The 13,574-nt window shown below is 65.9% G+C and carries 12 protein-coding genes; all 12 read right to left on the bottom strand.

The window, feature by feature from the left end; genetic code table 11:
• Positions 1-61 precede the first annotated feature (61 nt).
• The 12 genes from QFZ23_RS05625 to sucC all read right to left on the bottom strand — a co-directional run bounded on the left by QFZ23_RS05625 (position 62) and on the right by sucC (position 13,561).
• Positions 62-1,504: a sugar porter family MFS transporter gene (locus QFZ23_RS05625; protein WP_306921154.1), complete on the bottom strand. Its 1,443-nt coding sequence runs from the start codon at positions 1,502-1,504 to the stop codon at positions 62-64.
• Positions 1,501-2,376 carry a sugar phosphate isomerase/epimerase family protein gene (locus QFZ23_RS05620; RefSeq protein ID WP_306921152.1) on the bottom strand — a complete coding sequence of 292 codons (876 nt, stop codon included), beginning with the start codon at positions 2,374-2,376 and terminating at the stop codon, positions 1,501-1,503. The genes QFZ23_RS05625 and QFZ23_RS05620 overlap by 4 nt, the downstream gene beginning before the upstream one ends.
• Positions 2,377-2,451: 75 nt before the next feature.
• Positions 2,452-3,465 carry a Gfo/Idh/MocA family protein gene (locus tag QFZ23_RS05615; protein WP_306921151.1) on the bottom strand — a complete coding sequence of 338 codons (1,014 nt, stop codon included), beginning with the start codon at positions 3,463-3,465 and terminating at the stop codon, positions 2,452-2,454.
• A gap of 36 nt (positions 3,466-3,501) precedes the next feature.
• A complete protein-coding gene (locus tag QFZ23_RS05610; protein WP_306921149.1) occupies positions 3,502-4,413 on the bottom strand; it encodes a sugar phosphate isomerase/epimerase family protein in 912 nt (303 codons plus the stop codon).
• Positions 4,414-4,549: 136 nt separating this feature from the next.
• Complete coding sequence (locus QFZ23_RS05605) at positions 4,550-6,061, bottom strand: CoA-acylating methylmalonate-semialdehyde dehydrogenase (RefSeq protein WP_306921148.1); 1,512 nt, start codon at positions 6,059-6,061, stop codon at positions 4,550-4,552.
• 44 nt (positions 6,062-6,105) lie between these two features.
• Positions 6,106-8,055, bottom strand: coding sequence for a 3D-(3,5/4)-trihydroxycyclohexane-1,2-dione acylhydrolase (decyclizing) (iolD, locus tag QFZ23_RS05600; protein ID WP_306921146.1), 1,950 nt, complete (start codon positions 8,053-8,055; stop codon positions 6,106-6,108).
• Between the two features lie 3 nt (positions 8,056-8,058).
• Positions 8,059-9,009 carry a Cgl0159 family (beta/alpha)8-fold protein gene (locus tag QFZ23_RS05595; RefSeq protein WP_306921144.1) on the bottom strand — a complete coding sequence of 317 codons (951 nt, stop codon included), beginning with the start codon at positions 9,007-9,009 and terminating at the stop codon, positions 8,059-8,061.
• Positions 9,006-10,007 carry a 5-dehydro-2-deoxygluconokinase gene (gene iolC / locus QFZ23_RS05590; RefSeq protein ID WP_306921143.1) on the bottom strand — a complete coding sequence of 334 codons (1,002 nt, stop codon included), beginning with the start codon at positions 10,005-10,007 and terminating at the stop codon, positions 9,006-9,008. Before iolC ends, QFZ23_RS05595 begins: the two co-directional genes overlap by 4 nt.
• Before the next feature lie 220 nt (positions 10,008-10,227).
• Positions 10,228-10,632, bottom strand: coding sequence for a tautomerase family protein (locus QFZ23_RS05585; protein WP_306921141.1), 405 nt, complete (start codon positions 10,630-10,632; stop codon positions 10,228-10,230).
• Between the two features lie 182 nt (positions 10,633-10,814).
• The gene (locus QFZ23_RS05580) at positions 10,815-11,288 is read right to left on the bottom strand and encodes an SRPBCC family protein (protein WP_306921139.1); all 474 of its coding nucleotides are present in this window, start codon (positions 11,286-11,288) and stop codon (positions 10,815-10,817) included.
• A 173-nt stretch (positions 11,289-11,461) separates the two neighbouring features.
• Positions 11,462-12,364, bottom strand: a complete 903-nt coding sequence (gene sucD / locus QFZ23_RS05575; RefSeq protein ID WP_306921137.1) for a succinate--CoA ligase subunit alpha — start codon at positions 12,362-12,364, stop codon at positions 11,462-11,464.
• Positions 12,365-12,394: 30 nt separating this feature from the next.
• Positions 12,395-13,561 (bottom strand): ADP-forming succinate--CoA ligase subunit beta, encoded by a 1,167-nt coding sequence (gene sucC, locus QFZ23_RS05570; RefSeq protein ID WP_003804621.1) that lies wholly within the window; start codon positions 13,559-13,561, stop codon positions 12,395-12,397.
• Between the last annotated feature and the right edge of the window lie 13 nt (positions 13,562-13,574).

The following is a 13,574-nucleotide window of genomic DNA, read 5'->3' as shown; positions in this document are numbered from 1 at the left end:
TGATGCCCCCTCGAAGGCCGCGAGAGGGCATTATCTGTGCAAACTCCGGAGTAGGACGGGCTTAGTGGACCGGGGTTCCCGCTTCGACGGCAGTCTTTGCTTCGGCGGGGACGCCGGCCTGGTGCTTGAAGTAGTGTTCTACGTCCTCGAGGCTCTTGTCCTTGGTCTCCGGGACGTACTTTGCGGCGAACAGAATCGCCCCGACACCCAGGACGGCGAACACGAAGAACGTGTTGGAGATGCCGATGGCCGCGAGCAGCTGCGGGAAGCCGAAGCCGATCAGGAAGTTCACGATCCAGAGCACGAAGGCCGATGCGCCCATGCCCAGGCCACGCAGCTTCAGCGGGAAGATCTCCGAGAGCATGAGCCAGGTGACCGGTGAAATGGCTCCCTGCTGGAATGCGAGGAACGTGACGGTCAGCGCCAGGATCACGTATCCGCGCCCGGTGCCCTCGGGCAGGATCAGCGAGAACAGGCCGATCAGCAGCAGGGCCGAGGTGGTTCCGACCTGGCCGGTGATAAGCATCCTGCGGCGCCCCACCTTGCCGAGGAGCCAGATCCCCGCGAAGGTGGCAAGCACCGAGATGACACCGTTGGCGATGTTGGCGCTCAGTGCCGCTTCCCGGCCGAAGCCGGCATCGGCGAGGATCTGGGTGCCGTAGTACATGATGGAGTTCACGCCGGTGATCTGCTGGATCACCGCAAGGCCGACGCCGACGAAGAAGATCCGCCGCAGCCAGGGAACCTGCAGGTGCTTCCAGGACCCCATCTTGGACTTGTAGTCCTCCACGGCCATGGCCTTGACTTCTTCGAATTCGGCCGTCGCCTCGGCCTTGGAGCGGATGCGCTGGAGCACGCCGAGCGCCTCGCCGAAGCTGCCCATCGAGGCGAGCCAGCGGGGGCTTTCGGGCATGAAGGCCATGCCGATCCACAAGGCGACCGCCGGCAGCGTGGCAATGACCAGCATCCAGCGCCAAATGCCCCCGGCCTCACCGAAGGTGTTGCCGAGGTAGGCGTTGAAGATGAAGGCGAGCAGCTGGCCGGTGACGATCATGAGCTCGTTCTGCGTCACGATCCGCCCGCGCCGGGCCGGCGGCGAGACCTCCGCGAGGTACACCGGCACCGTCACGGACGCCCCGCCCACGGCCAGGCCCAGGATGAACCGGGCCGCCACCATGAACTCGGTGCTGGGAGCCAGGGTGCAGGACAGCGTGCCGGTCAGGAAGATGACGGCCAGGACCATGATCATCTTGCGGCGGCCGTTTCGGTCCGCCAGCCGGCCGCCGAACAGGGCACCGAAAGCGGCGCCGAACAGCAGCGACGACGTCACCATGCCCTCGGCCAGCGGGGTCAGACCCAGGTCCTCCTGCATGTAGGGCAGGGCACCGTTGATGACGCCTGTGTCGTAGCCGAAGAGCAGGCCGCCGAAGGTGGAGATGATGGTGACGGTGCGCAGTGCCCGGTGGTGTTTTAAGTCAGCCTTCCCAGAAGGCGCCGCCGTCATACGCTGACCTTCTGCACGTACTGCTTCATGGTGTCCAGCTGGAAGCGGGAGACCTCCTCGGCATTCTCGTTTTCGGCGAAGACGCTGGAAACCATGACGGTGTCCTCCCGGTCCAGGAACCCGATTTCCTTCAGGCCGCCGAAGAACTCATCCCAGTTCACGTCGCCGTCGCCGATCTTCAGGTGCTGGTGCACCCGGACGGCGTTGCCCGGCGGGTTGGTGATGTAGCGCAGTCCGTGGGAGGCGTGGTGGTTCATGGTGTCGGCGACGTGGACCAGGCGGAGCTTGTCCCCCGCCGCGCGCATGATGTCCAGCGGCGAGTTCTTCATGTGGAAGCTGTGGGACGCCACGTAGACCATGCCGACGTTCTTCGAGTTCAGCCCGCGGATGACGCGGATCGCAGCCAGGCCCTCCTCCACGAAGTCGTCCGGGTGCGGGTCTATGAGCAGGTCGATGCCTTCGCGCTCGATGATGGGGAGCAGTTCCTCCATGGAACGGTAGAACGCACGCTCGGATTCCTCGGCCAGCTCCGGCCGGCCGCTGAACTCGGTATTCATGGTGCTGACGCCCAGGTCCACGGTGATCTGGATGGCGCGCTTCCAGTAGCGCACTGCTGCCTCGCGGGCGTCCTCGTCCGGGCCGGACCAGCGCAGCACCGGCAGGACGGACGCGATTTCGATTCCTGCGTCGGTGCACGCCTTCTTCAGCTGGCCCACCAGTTCGTCGTCGGCCTTGGGGTGGTTGAAGAAGGGGATGAAATCCGGGTGCGGCGTCATCTGCATGTACTTGTAACCGAGGTCGGCCACCACCTTGGGGAACTCCAGCAGGCTGTGGCTGTGGTGGAAGGGGGTGGGGTCAAGGGCGATTTTCACGAGAACACTCCATTGTGGATAAGGAAGGGGCGGAGACACTGAAGGGGACGAATGACTCCGTCCCCTTCTCACGTCCTACTTGTAGAGATCAGGCTTCGCAGCCAGCTTCACGGCGACCTTCTCGCCGTTCTTCTGGGCTTCCACGCCGGCTTCGCAGCAGGCAGCCGTGGCGTAGCCGTCCCAGGCGCTGGGTCCGCCGATTTCTCCGCGGAGCGCGGCGTCCACCCAGGCCTGGATTTCGACGTCGTACGCGGCGCCGAAACGCTCCTCGAAGCCGGGGGTGACCTTGCCCCCCCAGCGGCCGTTGCTGCGGGTGTAGGGCCCCTTGTCGCCGCCGATGCTCACGATCCCGTCTTCGAAGGAGGCCTGCGTGGCCACTTCGTAGCCGAACTTCGCGTTCACGTAGATTTCGACGTCGGCCAGGACACCGGACTCGGTTTCGATCAGGACGTGCTGGGGGTCGTGCTGGCCGGCCGGTGCGTTCTTCGTGGCCTTGCCGAGGCGGACCTGGACCGAGGTGATTTCCTCGCCGGTGAAGAAGCGGATGGCGTCAAACTCGTGGACCACGGAGTCGTTGATGAGCATTTCGTTGGTGAAGCCCGCCGGGGTGCTCGGGTTCCGGTGCTGGTGGTGCAGCATGAGCAGTTCGCCCAGTTCACGGTCGCGGATGACCTGACCCAGGGCGGAGTATTCGGCGTCGAAGCGGCGCATGAAGCCCACCTGGATGCGCTTGCGGCCCAGCTTCTCCTCGGCCTGGACGATCTTCCAGGACGACTTGGCATCCGGCGTCAGCGGCTTCTCGCACAGGATGGGAATGTCCTTGGCGATGGCCTTGAGCAGGATCTCCTCGTGCAAGAAGCCGGGCGTGGCGATGAGGACGGCGTTGACGTCGCCGTTGTTCAGCGCCTCTTCAGCGTCGGCCAGGGCAACGGCCCCGGGGATGCCCTCGATGGCGGCCTGGGCGCGGGCGAGGTCAACGTCGACGACGGCGGCTACTTCAGCGCCGTGGATGCGCTTGCTCAGGCGCTGGATATGGTCCGTGCCCATGCGGCCGGCGCCGATAACGGCGACGCGAAGGGTTTCAGTCATTGTTCTTTCCTTACGTTTGGGATGCCGGGGCGGAGGTTAGTTGACCGCCGTGCGGGAGCCGCAGGACAGCAGGTAGTTGCGGGTGCGCTTGGCGATGGGCATCGGAACGTCGAAGGCCACCGGGTACATGTCCTGCTCAACGATGCCGAAGATCGGCCGGTCCAGGGCCTCCACGGCTTCGATGACCGCGCGCAGGTCGGGCAGACCGTTCGGCGGTTCGGTCATGACGCCGGCCAGGTTTGCCGCTGCCCAGGTCATGTTCTCCTCGTTGACCTTCTTGAGGACGTCCGGGTTGATCTGCTTCAGGTGCAGGTACCCGATCCGGTCCGGGTAGTTCTTGATGAGCTCCAGGCTGGAGGCGCCGCAGTATTCCGCGTGGCCGGTGTCCAGGCACAGGTTGAGGTACTGCGGGTCCGTCGCGCCCAGCAGTGTTTCGATGTCCTCCTGGGCTCCGACATGCGAGTCAGCGTGGGAGTGGAACTGCTGCTTGAGGCCGAAGTCCTCGAGCAGCGTCTTTCCGAGCCGGTTGTGGCCGGCAAACAGGTCGCTCCAGGCCCTTTCGCTGAGCGTGCCGCTCTCCACGGCCTCGCCGGTGACGTCGTCGCGCCACATGGCGGGGATGACCACAATGTGCTCGCCCCCCATGGCTGCTGTCAGTTCGGCGACCTTGCGGGCCGGCTCCCAGGCCGTCTCCCACTGGTCCAGGCCGCGGTGGAACGAGGTGAAGACCGTGCCCGCGCAGACCTGCAGGTCGCGCTGCTTGAGCTCCTCAGCCAGCCGGGTGGGGTCGTTGGGCAGGTAGCCATAGGGGCCCAGTTCGATCCACTTGTACCCGGATTCCGCTACCTCGTCCAGGAAGCGTTCCCATGGGGTCTGCTTGGGGTCGTCCGGGAACCAGACACCCCAGGAATCCGGTGCGGTGCCGATGATCAGCTTGTTCTCAGTCATGACAGCGTTGTCTTTCTCTTTTGCGGGGCCTACCCCGCCAAGTCTGGCTGTGGAGCCACATCGGCGAGGGTCCCTGCCTGAGCTTGCGAAGGCTGGGAGCCGATGGGGACTTGCGAGGCGAGGCTGGCGGTGGGGACTAGTTGGAGGGGAAGTTGTAGGAGGCGCCGGAGGCGTGGGTGGGTTCGGGCCAGCGTGAGGTGACGACCTTGCCGCGGGTGTAGAAGGAGACGCCTTCGGGGCCGTAAATGTGCTTGTCGCCGAAGAGGGAGGCTTTCCAGCCGCCGAAGGAGTGGTAGGCCACCGGGACGGGCAGGGGCACGTTGATGCCGATCATGCCGACGGTGACGGAGCGCTGGAACTTGCGGGCGGCGGCGCCGGAGGAGGTGAAGATGGCGGTGCCGTTGCCGTAGGGGTTGGCGTTGATCAGCTTGATGCCGTCTTCGAGGGTGTCGACGCGGACGACGACGAGGACGGGTCCGAAGATCTCCTCCTGGTAGGCGGTCATTTCGGTCTTGACGTGGTCGATCACGGTGGGCCCGACCCAGAAGCCTTCCTCGTGGCCGGGGACGACGAGGTCGCGGCCGTCCACCACCATAGCGGCTCCCGCGGCTTCGGCCTCGGTGACGATCTTCACGATGCGTTCCTTGGAGGCGGGGGTGATGACCGGGCCCATTTCCGCGCCCGGGACGGTGCCGTTGTTGACTTTGACGGCGATGGCGCGTTCTTCGACCTTCTTGACCAGCAGGTCCGCGGCGTCGCCGACGGCGACGGCGACGGAGATGGCCATGCAGCGTTCACCGGCGGAGCCGAAGGCGGCGGCGGCGAGGTGGTCGGCGGCGTTGTCCAGGTCGGCGTCGGGCAGGATGATGGCGTGGTTCTTGGCGCCGCCGAGGGCCTGGACGCGCTTGCCGTGGGCGGTGGCGGTCTCGTGGACGTACTTGGCGATCGGGGTGGAGCCGACGAAGGAGATGCCGTCCACGTCCGGGTGGGTCAGCAGCCCGTCGACGGTTTCCTTGTCGCCGTGCAGGACCTGGAACACGCCGTCGGGCAGACCGGCGTCCTTCCAGAGCCTGGCCAGCAGCAGGGAGGCGGAGGGGTCGCGTTCGGAGGGCTTGAGGATGAAGGCGTTGCCGGTGGCGATCGCCATCGGGGCCATCCACAGCGGCACCATGACGGGGAAGTTGAACGGGGTGATGCCGGCGACGACGCCGAGGGGCTCGCGGAAGGAGAAGACGTCGATGCCGGTGGAGACCTGGTCGGAGTAGTCGCCCTTGAGCAGGGTGGGGATGCCGCAGGCGAACTCGATGACTTCCAGGCCGCGGCCGATCTCGCCTTTCGCGTCGGAGAGGACCTTGCCGTGCTCGGCGGTGATCAGCTCGGCGAGTTCGTTCACGTGCTCTGCGACGAGTTCGCGGAACTTGAACAGCACCGCGGTGCGCTTGGCCAGGGAGATGTCACCCCAGGAGTCGGCAGCCTTGCGGGCGGCGGCGACGGTGTTGTCCAGGTCGGCGCGGTTGGCAAGGCGCAGCTGCGCGGTGACCTGGCCGGTGGCCGGGTTGTAGACGGGCTGGGTGCGGTCGCCTTCGCCGGCGGTCTCGGCGCCGTTGATGAAGTGGTTGATGGTGGTGGTGACGGTCGTCGTTGACATAGAGATGACTTCCTTGTCTGTTGCTTGAGGGAGAGGCTTGGGGGTCAGCCGAGCAGCTTGCGCTGGCGGTTCTTGTGGTCGGTGTAGGTCTTGTAGGCCTGCTGGGTGGAGTCGAGGTCGGAGACCTGGGAGACGGGCACGTCCCACCAGGATTCGGAGTCCGGCGCGTCCAGCAGCGGGTCGGATTCGACGTGGATCACGATCGGGCCGCCGCGTTCCGGGGCGGCCTTGGCGTCCCGGATGGCCTGTTCGAGTTCGGCGATGGCCTTCTCCCCCGGCTCGATCCGGATCACCTTCACGCCGAGGGACTCGGCGTTCAGGGCCAGGTCCACCGGGAGGGTGTCGCCCTCGTCGAAGCTGTGCTGCTCCTCGTCGAGGACGCGGTACTGGGTGCCGAAGCGCTGCGAGCCGAGCGATTCGGAGAGCGACCCGATGGAGGCGTAGCCGTGGTTCTGGATCAGGACCACGATCAGCTTGATCCGTTCGGCGACGGCGGTGACCAGTTCGGTGTGCATCATCAGGTAGGAGCCGTCCCCCACCATCACCACGACGTCACGCTGGGTACCGCCCTTGGCGGCCTCGGCGAGCGCTGCGCGCTTGACGCCCAGGCCGCCGGGGATCTCGTAGCCCATGCAGGAGTAGGCGTATTCGATGTGGTAGCCGAACGGGTCCCGGACCCGCCACATCTTGTGCAGGTCACCCGGCAGCGACCCGGCGGCGCAGATGACCACGTCGGAGGCGTCCATGGCCCGGTTCGTGGCGCCGATGATCTCGTTCTGCGCCGGCAGCGGCGTGTGCCGGGTGTCGAAGGCCGCGTCCACCGTGGTGTTCCAGCGCTGCTTCTCGGCGGCGATCTTCTGTTCCAGGTCGGTGCCCACGCGGTAGCCGCCCAGGGCCTGGTTCAGCTTGGCCAGCGCCTTGCGCGCGTCGGCGACGATCGGCAGCGAGGTGCCGTGCTTGTACGCGTCGATCGGTGCGACGTTGATGTTGATGAATTTCAGGTCCGGGTTCTGGAACGCCGTCCGCGACGCGGTGGTGAAGTCCTCGTAGCGGGTGCCGATGCCGATGATCAGGTCCGCCTCGGCAGCGATGGCGTTGGCCGCCGTCGTGCCCGTGGAGCCGATGGCTCCGAGGGAGAACCGGTGGTCCCAGGGCAGGACGCCGACGCCGGCCTGCGTGTTGCCGACAGGGATGCCGGTCAGTTCGGCGAACTTGGCAAGTTCCTCGTTGGCGTAGGCGTAGAGGACGCCGCCGCCGGCGATGATCAGCGGCCGCTTCGCGGCCCGGATGGCCTCGGCGGCGCGGCGGATGTCGTCATCGTCCGCTTCCGGGCGGCGGATCCGCCACTCACGCTCGGCGAGGAACTCCTCGGGCACGTCGAAGGCTTCGGCCTGGACATCCTGGGGCAGCGAGATGGTCACAGCGCCGGTCTCGGCCGGGTCGGTCAGGACGCGCAGGCCGTGGTGGAACGCGGAGAACAGCTGCTCGGGCCGGGTGACGCGGTCGAAGAACTTGGACAGCGGCCGGAACGCGTCGTTGACCGTGAGGTCGTAGGCGTAGGGCTGCTCAAGCTGCTGCAGCACCGGGTCCGCGGCGCGGGTGGCGAACGTGTCACTGGGCAGCAGCAACACCGGCAGCCGGTTCGTGGTGGCCAGCGCCGCACCGGTGAGCAGGTTGGACGAGCCCGGGCCGATGGAGGTGCTGATCGCGTAAGTCTGCCGGCGGCGGGTGTGCCGGGCGTAGCCGACGGCCTGGTGCGCCTGGGCCTGTTCGTTGCGGCCCTGGTAGTACGGCATGATCCTCGGATCGAGCTGCTGGTACTGCTTCAGGGCCTGCCCCACGCCGGCCACGTTCCCGTGCCCGAAAATGCCGAACGTGCCCGGGATCAGCCGCTCGCGGTAATCGACCCCGGCAACGGAGTCGACGGTGTACTGCTTGGAAAGGTACTCGACCACGGCCTGCGCCACGGTCATCCGGCGGGTTCCAGTTCCCATCGTTTACTCCGATACTTCTGCGGTGTGGGCTGATGTGGTGTGGTGGAGGAGGGAAGCGGCCGCGGCGACAGCCCCGGCAACATCGCCGTCCTGCGGGTACAGCAGGGTCCGGCCAACCGTGAGGCCCTGCACGCCGGGCAGGGCGAGGGCGGCTCCCCAGGTGGCGAACACCTCGTCCTGGGTGCCTGCCGGGTCTCCGCCCAGCAGCACGGTGGGCATGGTGGTCGCGGCCATGACGCGTTCCATCTCGGCCACGACCGGCAGCTTCATCCAGGTGTAGGCGCTCGTGGAGCCCAGGCCCTCGGCGATGGCGATGGACTTGATCACGGCGTCCGGGCTCAGGTCGTTGCAGACCCGGCCGTTCTCCCGGACGGACAGGAACGGCTCCACCATGGCGATGAGCCTGCGTTCGGCCAGCGAATCAATCGCCTTCGCCGTGGCCTCCAGCAGCGAGACGGTGTCCGGGTCACCGAGGCAGATCCGGGTCAGCATCTTGCCGCCGTCCGCGCCCAGCGCCTCCAGCGCCGCGGCGGTGTGGCCGGTGAAACGGTCATCGAACTCGTTGACCAGCCCCGTCAGGCCACCGCGGTTCATCGAACCAAACACCAGCTTGCCCTCGAGGGCACCCAGGAGCAGCAGATCATCCATGATGTCCGGGGACGCCAGGACGCCGTCCACTGCCGGGTTGGCCAACGCAATCTGCAGCCGGTCCAGCAGCTGGCGGCGGTCCGCCATCGCCACCGGATCATTGCCCACGGCCAGGGCGCCACGGGCCGGGTGGTCGGCGGCAACGATGAAGTTCTGCCGGCCATACTTCAGGCCGGGGTGCCGGCGGCGGGCCTTGGCGGCCCGGGCCACCGCGTCCGGGTCTTCGAGCCGGATGGTGCTCAGGTGCTCGTAGCGGCGGGGGTCATCATCCACCGCGAGGGTCGCGGTGCCGGGGTTCAGGCTCACAGGGCCGCTCCTTCAGGGATAGAGGTGCCGGGAACAAGCCGCCCGCGCTCGGCGAGCAGCGAGGTGACCTCAGCCGGCGTCGGCATGGCATCCGCGCAGGACAGCCGGGAGGCAACAATGGCACCGGCAGCGTTCGCGTAGTCCAGGACCTGCGCCAGCGGCCAGCCGGACAGCAGCCCGTGCACAAAGGCACCGCCGAAGGAGTCACCGGCACCCAGGCCGTTGACCGTCTCCACCGGGACAGGGGCGGAAACCACCCGCTCGGCACGGGTCTTGGCCATCACACCTTCCGGGCCGAGCTTGACGACGGCGATCTCCACGCCCGCGTCCAGCAGCCGGTCCGCCTGCTCATCCGGGGTGCCCGGGCCCACGGCCACGGCGCATTCCTGGTCGTTGCCGATGGCCACCGTGACGTGCGGCAGGATCCGGGCCACCTGCTCCCGGGCTTCCTCCTCGGACGCCCAGAACATCGGCCGGTAGTCCAGGTCCAGAATGGTGTACTGGCCTTCCACCAGGCCCGTACGTGGCCGGGCCTCGTGGGCCCTGATGTGCGCCTCGCGGCTCGGCTCCTGGCACAGGCCCGTCACCGTGGACCAGAAAATCCGTGCGTTCCGGATAGCGTCCAAGTCCAGCTCCTCGGCCTTGATCTGCAAGTCAGGCGCCGTGGGGAAACGGCCATAGAAGTACAGCGGAAAATCATGCGGCGGCTGGATCGCGCAGAACGTGGCCGGCGTCTGCAGCCCCTGGACCGGGCTGACGAAGGAATCATCCACACCGAACTTTTCCAGTTCGCGGTGCAGATACACACCGAACGGGTCATCACCGGTACGGGTGATGACCCCGGTCCGCCGGCCATGGCGGGCAGCGGCAACAGCAACGTTGGATGGCGAGCCGCCGAGGTACTTACCGAAGGACGTGACATCCTCCAGCCCCACCCCGATGTCGTTCGGGTAGATATCAACGCTGATTCGCCCGATCGTGAGCAGTTCGTGGGTCACGGTAATCGTGGACCTTTCTTTTGGATCTCAACCTCTAGCAGCCGAACGGCCAAGGCTCCGGCGTTCCGCGGCCCCGTGAGCGGGACCACATGAACTACTGTGCCCTAGAATTTATGTCCTGTCAAAGGTTTGTACTGACATACTTACAACAAGCAGAACTCCGCCAAAATGGGAGGTACGGAACTGGGCGCAGGGGCCTGACGGCAGTCCATTTTCGCGCCTATTTCTTCGGCACGGCGAGCTCACCGGTGATGTACTGGGCGCGGCCAAATCCGAAGGACCAGTCCCCCGCCGTGTTCTCGACGTAGCCAATAAAGACGTCCTCGCCGGCGACCCCAAGCGCCGCCAACTTCTCCGCGACTGACGCAAAGAGGCTCTGCTTCGCCTCCTGGCTACGCCCGCCCTGGGTGAAGATCTGGATCATGATGACGTCGCGGGTGCGCTCGAAGCCGAGGCCCGCGTCCTGAGCCACGATCTGGCCCGACGCATGTTCGGTGACAATGTGGAAGTAGTCGCGTTCCGGGATGCCATACTCAGCCAGGATGGCGTCATGGATGCCCCGACTGAGGCGGTTGAGTTCATCCTGGCTGCGCCCCGAGTGGACGTCGATTCGTACAAGAGGCATTTGATCTCCTTTGATAGTTTGTCCTGACATACTATCAAAGCAAAGGCTAGGCGCAAGGCACTCCCCTGCGTCTGCCCAACTAGGCGGGGGTGAGCGTTCCCGTTAAAACGCCGACGGCGGCCGGTGACGTTCAAGATGAAGGTCACCGGCCGCCGTCGGACGATTTAGTTGCGGTGCGGGCCCTACTTGGCCAGCACCTCCTCGAGCCGCTCGTAGCCGTCACGGAGTCCGGTTTCCATGCCGGAGTCAGCCATGCCGTCGCGGGCTTCCAGAGTGGGACAGACAACATGGTTGCGGAGCCGGGACCGTCCGCCGCCGAGATCCTCGAAATGGGTGAACTCGATGCTGACAATGTCCGGGTAGCCGCTGAACTCAAAGGTCTGGACGGCAAACTCGTTGTCCCGGACGGTATGGAAGAGGCCATTGGCGGTGTAGGTCACGCCATCAGGTGCGGTGTGGTTGTAGAGATAGCTGCCGCCGGTGCGGAAATCGTAGTGGTCGATGTCCATGCTGGTTCCACGCGGGCCGAGCCACTGCGCGATCAGCTCGGGCTCCCTGTGGGCGCGGAACACGTCCGCCACTGGAAAGTCGAACTCCCGCTCAATGTCGATGAAGGGTACGCCGTCCGGGATGGTGAGTTTGAGTGCATTGGTCATGATCGGTCCTTGTCGCTGCTGCCGTGCTTAGAGACCGCCAACATAGACCTCACTGCACGCAGAGGCAAGGCTCTGTCCGCCCGCGCTTAAACGAAGAAACGCGGGGTTACCCTGCGCCCAATCCGGGGGGGTGGATTGGGCTGGGAGTGACCCCGCGTTGCCTGCGGTGAGGCTTAGAGCGCTGCGTAGACTTCGCGCAGCAGCTTAGCGGTCTCGGACGGCGTCTTGCCGACCTTCACGCCTGCAGCCTCGAGGGCTTCCTTCTTTGCCTGGGCGGTACCGGCGGAACCGGAGACGATGGCGCCTGCGTGGCCCATGGTCTTGCCTTCAGGCGCGGTGAAGCCAGCCACGTAGCCGACAACCGGCTTGGTGACGTTGGCCTTGATGAAGTCGGCGGCACGCTCTTCGGCGTCGCCGCCGATTTCGCCGATCATCACGATGGCCTTGGTCTCCGGGTCAGCCTCGAACGCAGCCAGGGCGTCGATGTGGGTGGTGCCGATGACAGGGTCACCGCCGATGCCGATGGCGGTGGAGAAGCCGAGGTCGCGCAGTTCGTACATCATCTGGTAGGTCAGCGTGCCGGACTTGGACACCAGGCCGATGGGGCCCTTGCCGGTGATGTTCGCCGGGGTGATGCCCACGAGGGCCTCGCCCGGGGTGATGATGCCGGGGCAGTTCGGTCCGATGATGCGGGTGACCTGGTTGCCATCGGCGTCGACCTTGGACTGCGCCAGTGCCCAGAACTCGGCGGAGTCCTGAACCGGCACGCCTTCGGTGATGACGACGACCAGGCCGATGCCGGCCTCGATGGCTTCAACGACGGCGTTCTTGGTAAATGCCGGCGGGACGAAGACGATGGAGACGTCGGCGCCGGTCTCTGCCATGGCTTCCTTGACCGTGCCGAAAACGGTGATCTCGTTTTCGCCGTGCAGGACGGTGGTGCCGGCCTTGCGGGCGTTGACGCCGCCCACGATGTTGGTGCCGGCCTTGAGCATGAGGGCGGTGTGCTTGGTGCCCTCGCCGCCCGTGATGCCCTGGACGATGACCTTGGAGTCCTTGTTCAGATAAATAGACATGTTTTCTTTCCTAGATCTCGACAGGCTCGATCAGCGGGCGTTGGCGAGCTCGGCGGCCTTGTCGGCGCCCTCGTCCATGGTGGCGGCCAGGGTGACCAGCGGGTGGTTGGCCTCGGCGAGGATGCGGCGGCCTTCTTCGACGTTGTTGCCGTCGAGGCGGACAACCAGCGGCTTGTTGGCGGAGTGGCCCAGCTCGGCCAATGCGCCCACGATGCCCTTGGCAACAGCGTCACAGGCGGTGATGCCGCCGAAGACGTTGACGAATACGGACTTGACCTGCTCGTCGCCCAGGATGACGTCCAGGCCTGCGGCCATGACCTCGGCGGAGGCTCCGCCGCCGATGTCCAGGAAGTTGGCGGGCTTGACGTTGCCGTGGTTCTCGCCGGCGTAGGCGACGACGTCGAGGGTGGACATGACGAGGCCTGCACCGTTACCGATGATGCCGACTTCACCGTCCAGCTTGACGTAGTTCAGGTCCTGCGCCTTGGCCTTGGCCTCGAGCGGGTCTGCGGATTCCTTGTCCTCAAGCTGGGCGTGCTTGGGGTGGCGGAACTCGGCGTTCTCATCGAGCGTGACCTTGCCGTCGAGCGCAACGATCTCGCCGGCGCCGGTCTTGACGAGCGGGTTGACCTCCACGAGGGTGGCGTCTTCCTTCTTGAAGACGTCCCAGAGCTTCAGAATGACGCCGGCGACTTTGCCGCGCAGTTCTTCAGCGAAACCGGCAGCAGCGACGATTTCGTCAGCCTTGGCCTGGTCGATGCCCACAGCGGGGTCGATAGCTACCTTGGCCAGGGCCTCGGGCCGCTCGACGGCGAGCTGCTCGATCTCCATGCCGCCTTCAACCGAGCACATGGCCAGGTAGTTGCGGTTGGCCCGGTCCAGAAGGACGGAGAAGTAGTATTCCTCGGCGATGTCCGCACCCTGGGCGATCATCACCTTGTTGACGGTGTGGCCCTTGATGTCCATGCCCAGGATGTTGGTGGAGTGCTCAAGCGCCTCGTCGGCGGACTTGGCAACCTTGACGCCGCCAGCCTTGCCGCGGCCACCGACCTTAACCTGTGCCTTGACGACAGTTACGCCGCCGATCTTCTCGGCAGCTGCCTTTGCTTCTTCAGGGGTGTGCGCCACGATGCCGGCGAGCACGGGTACACCGTGCGCTTCGAACATATCGCGCGCCTGATATTCAAACAGGTCCACGGTTTAGTGTCCT

Source organism: Arthrobacter globiformis (genome assembly GCF_030818015.1).
In the GTDB taxonomy this organism is placed as follows: Bacteria; Actinomycetota; Actinomycetes; order Actinomycetales; family Micrococcaceae; genus Arthrobacter; species Arthrobacter globiformis_C.
The sequence above is the reverse complement of the archived record's forward strand: the minus strand, read 5'-3'. Positions and strand labels throughout refer to the sequence as shown.

Coding starts and splice junctions, on each gene's coding strand:
- QFZ23_RS05625 (WP_306921154.1), bottom strand. CDS start 1,504: ATGACGGCGGCGCCTTCTGGGAAGGCTGACTTAAAACACCACCGGGCA.
- QFZ23_RS05615 (WP_306921151.1), bottom strand. CDS start 3,465: ATGACTGAAACCCTTCGCGTCGCCGTTATCGGCGCCGGCCGCATGGGC.
- QFZ23_RS05610 (WP_306921149.1), bottom strand. CDS start 4,413: ATGACTGAGAACAAGCTGATCATCGGCACCGCACCGGATTCCTGGGGT.
- QFZ23_RS05605 (WP_306921148.1), bottom strand. CDS start 6,061: ATGTCAACGACGACCGTCACCACCACCATCAACCACTTCATCAACGGC.
- iolD (WP_306921146.1), bottom strand. CDS start 8,055: ATGGGAACTGGAACCCGCCGGATGACCGTGGCGCAGGCCGTGGTCGAG.
- QFZ23_RS05585 (WP_306921141.1), bottom strand. CDS start 10,632: ATGCCTCTTGTACGAATCGACGTCCACTCGGGGCGCAGCCAGGATGAA.
- QFZ23_RS05580 (WP_306921139.1), bottom strand. CDS start 11,288: ATGACCAATGCACTCAAACTCACCATCCCGGACGGCGTACCCTTCATC.
- sucD (WP_306921137.1), bottom strand. CDS start 12,364: ATGTCTATTTATCTGAACAAGGACTCCAAGGTCATCGTCCAGGGCATC.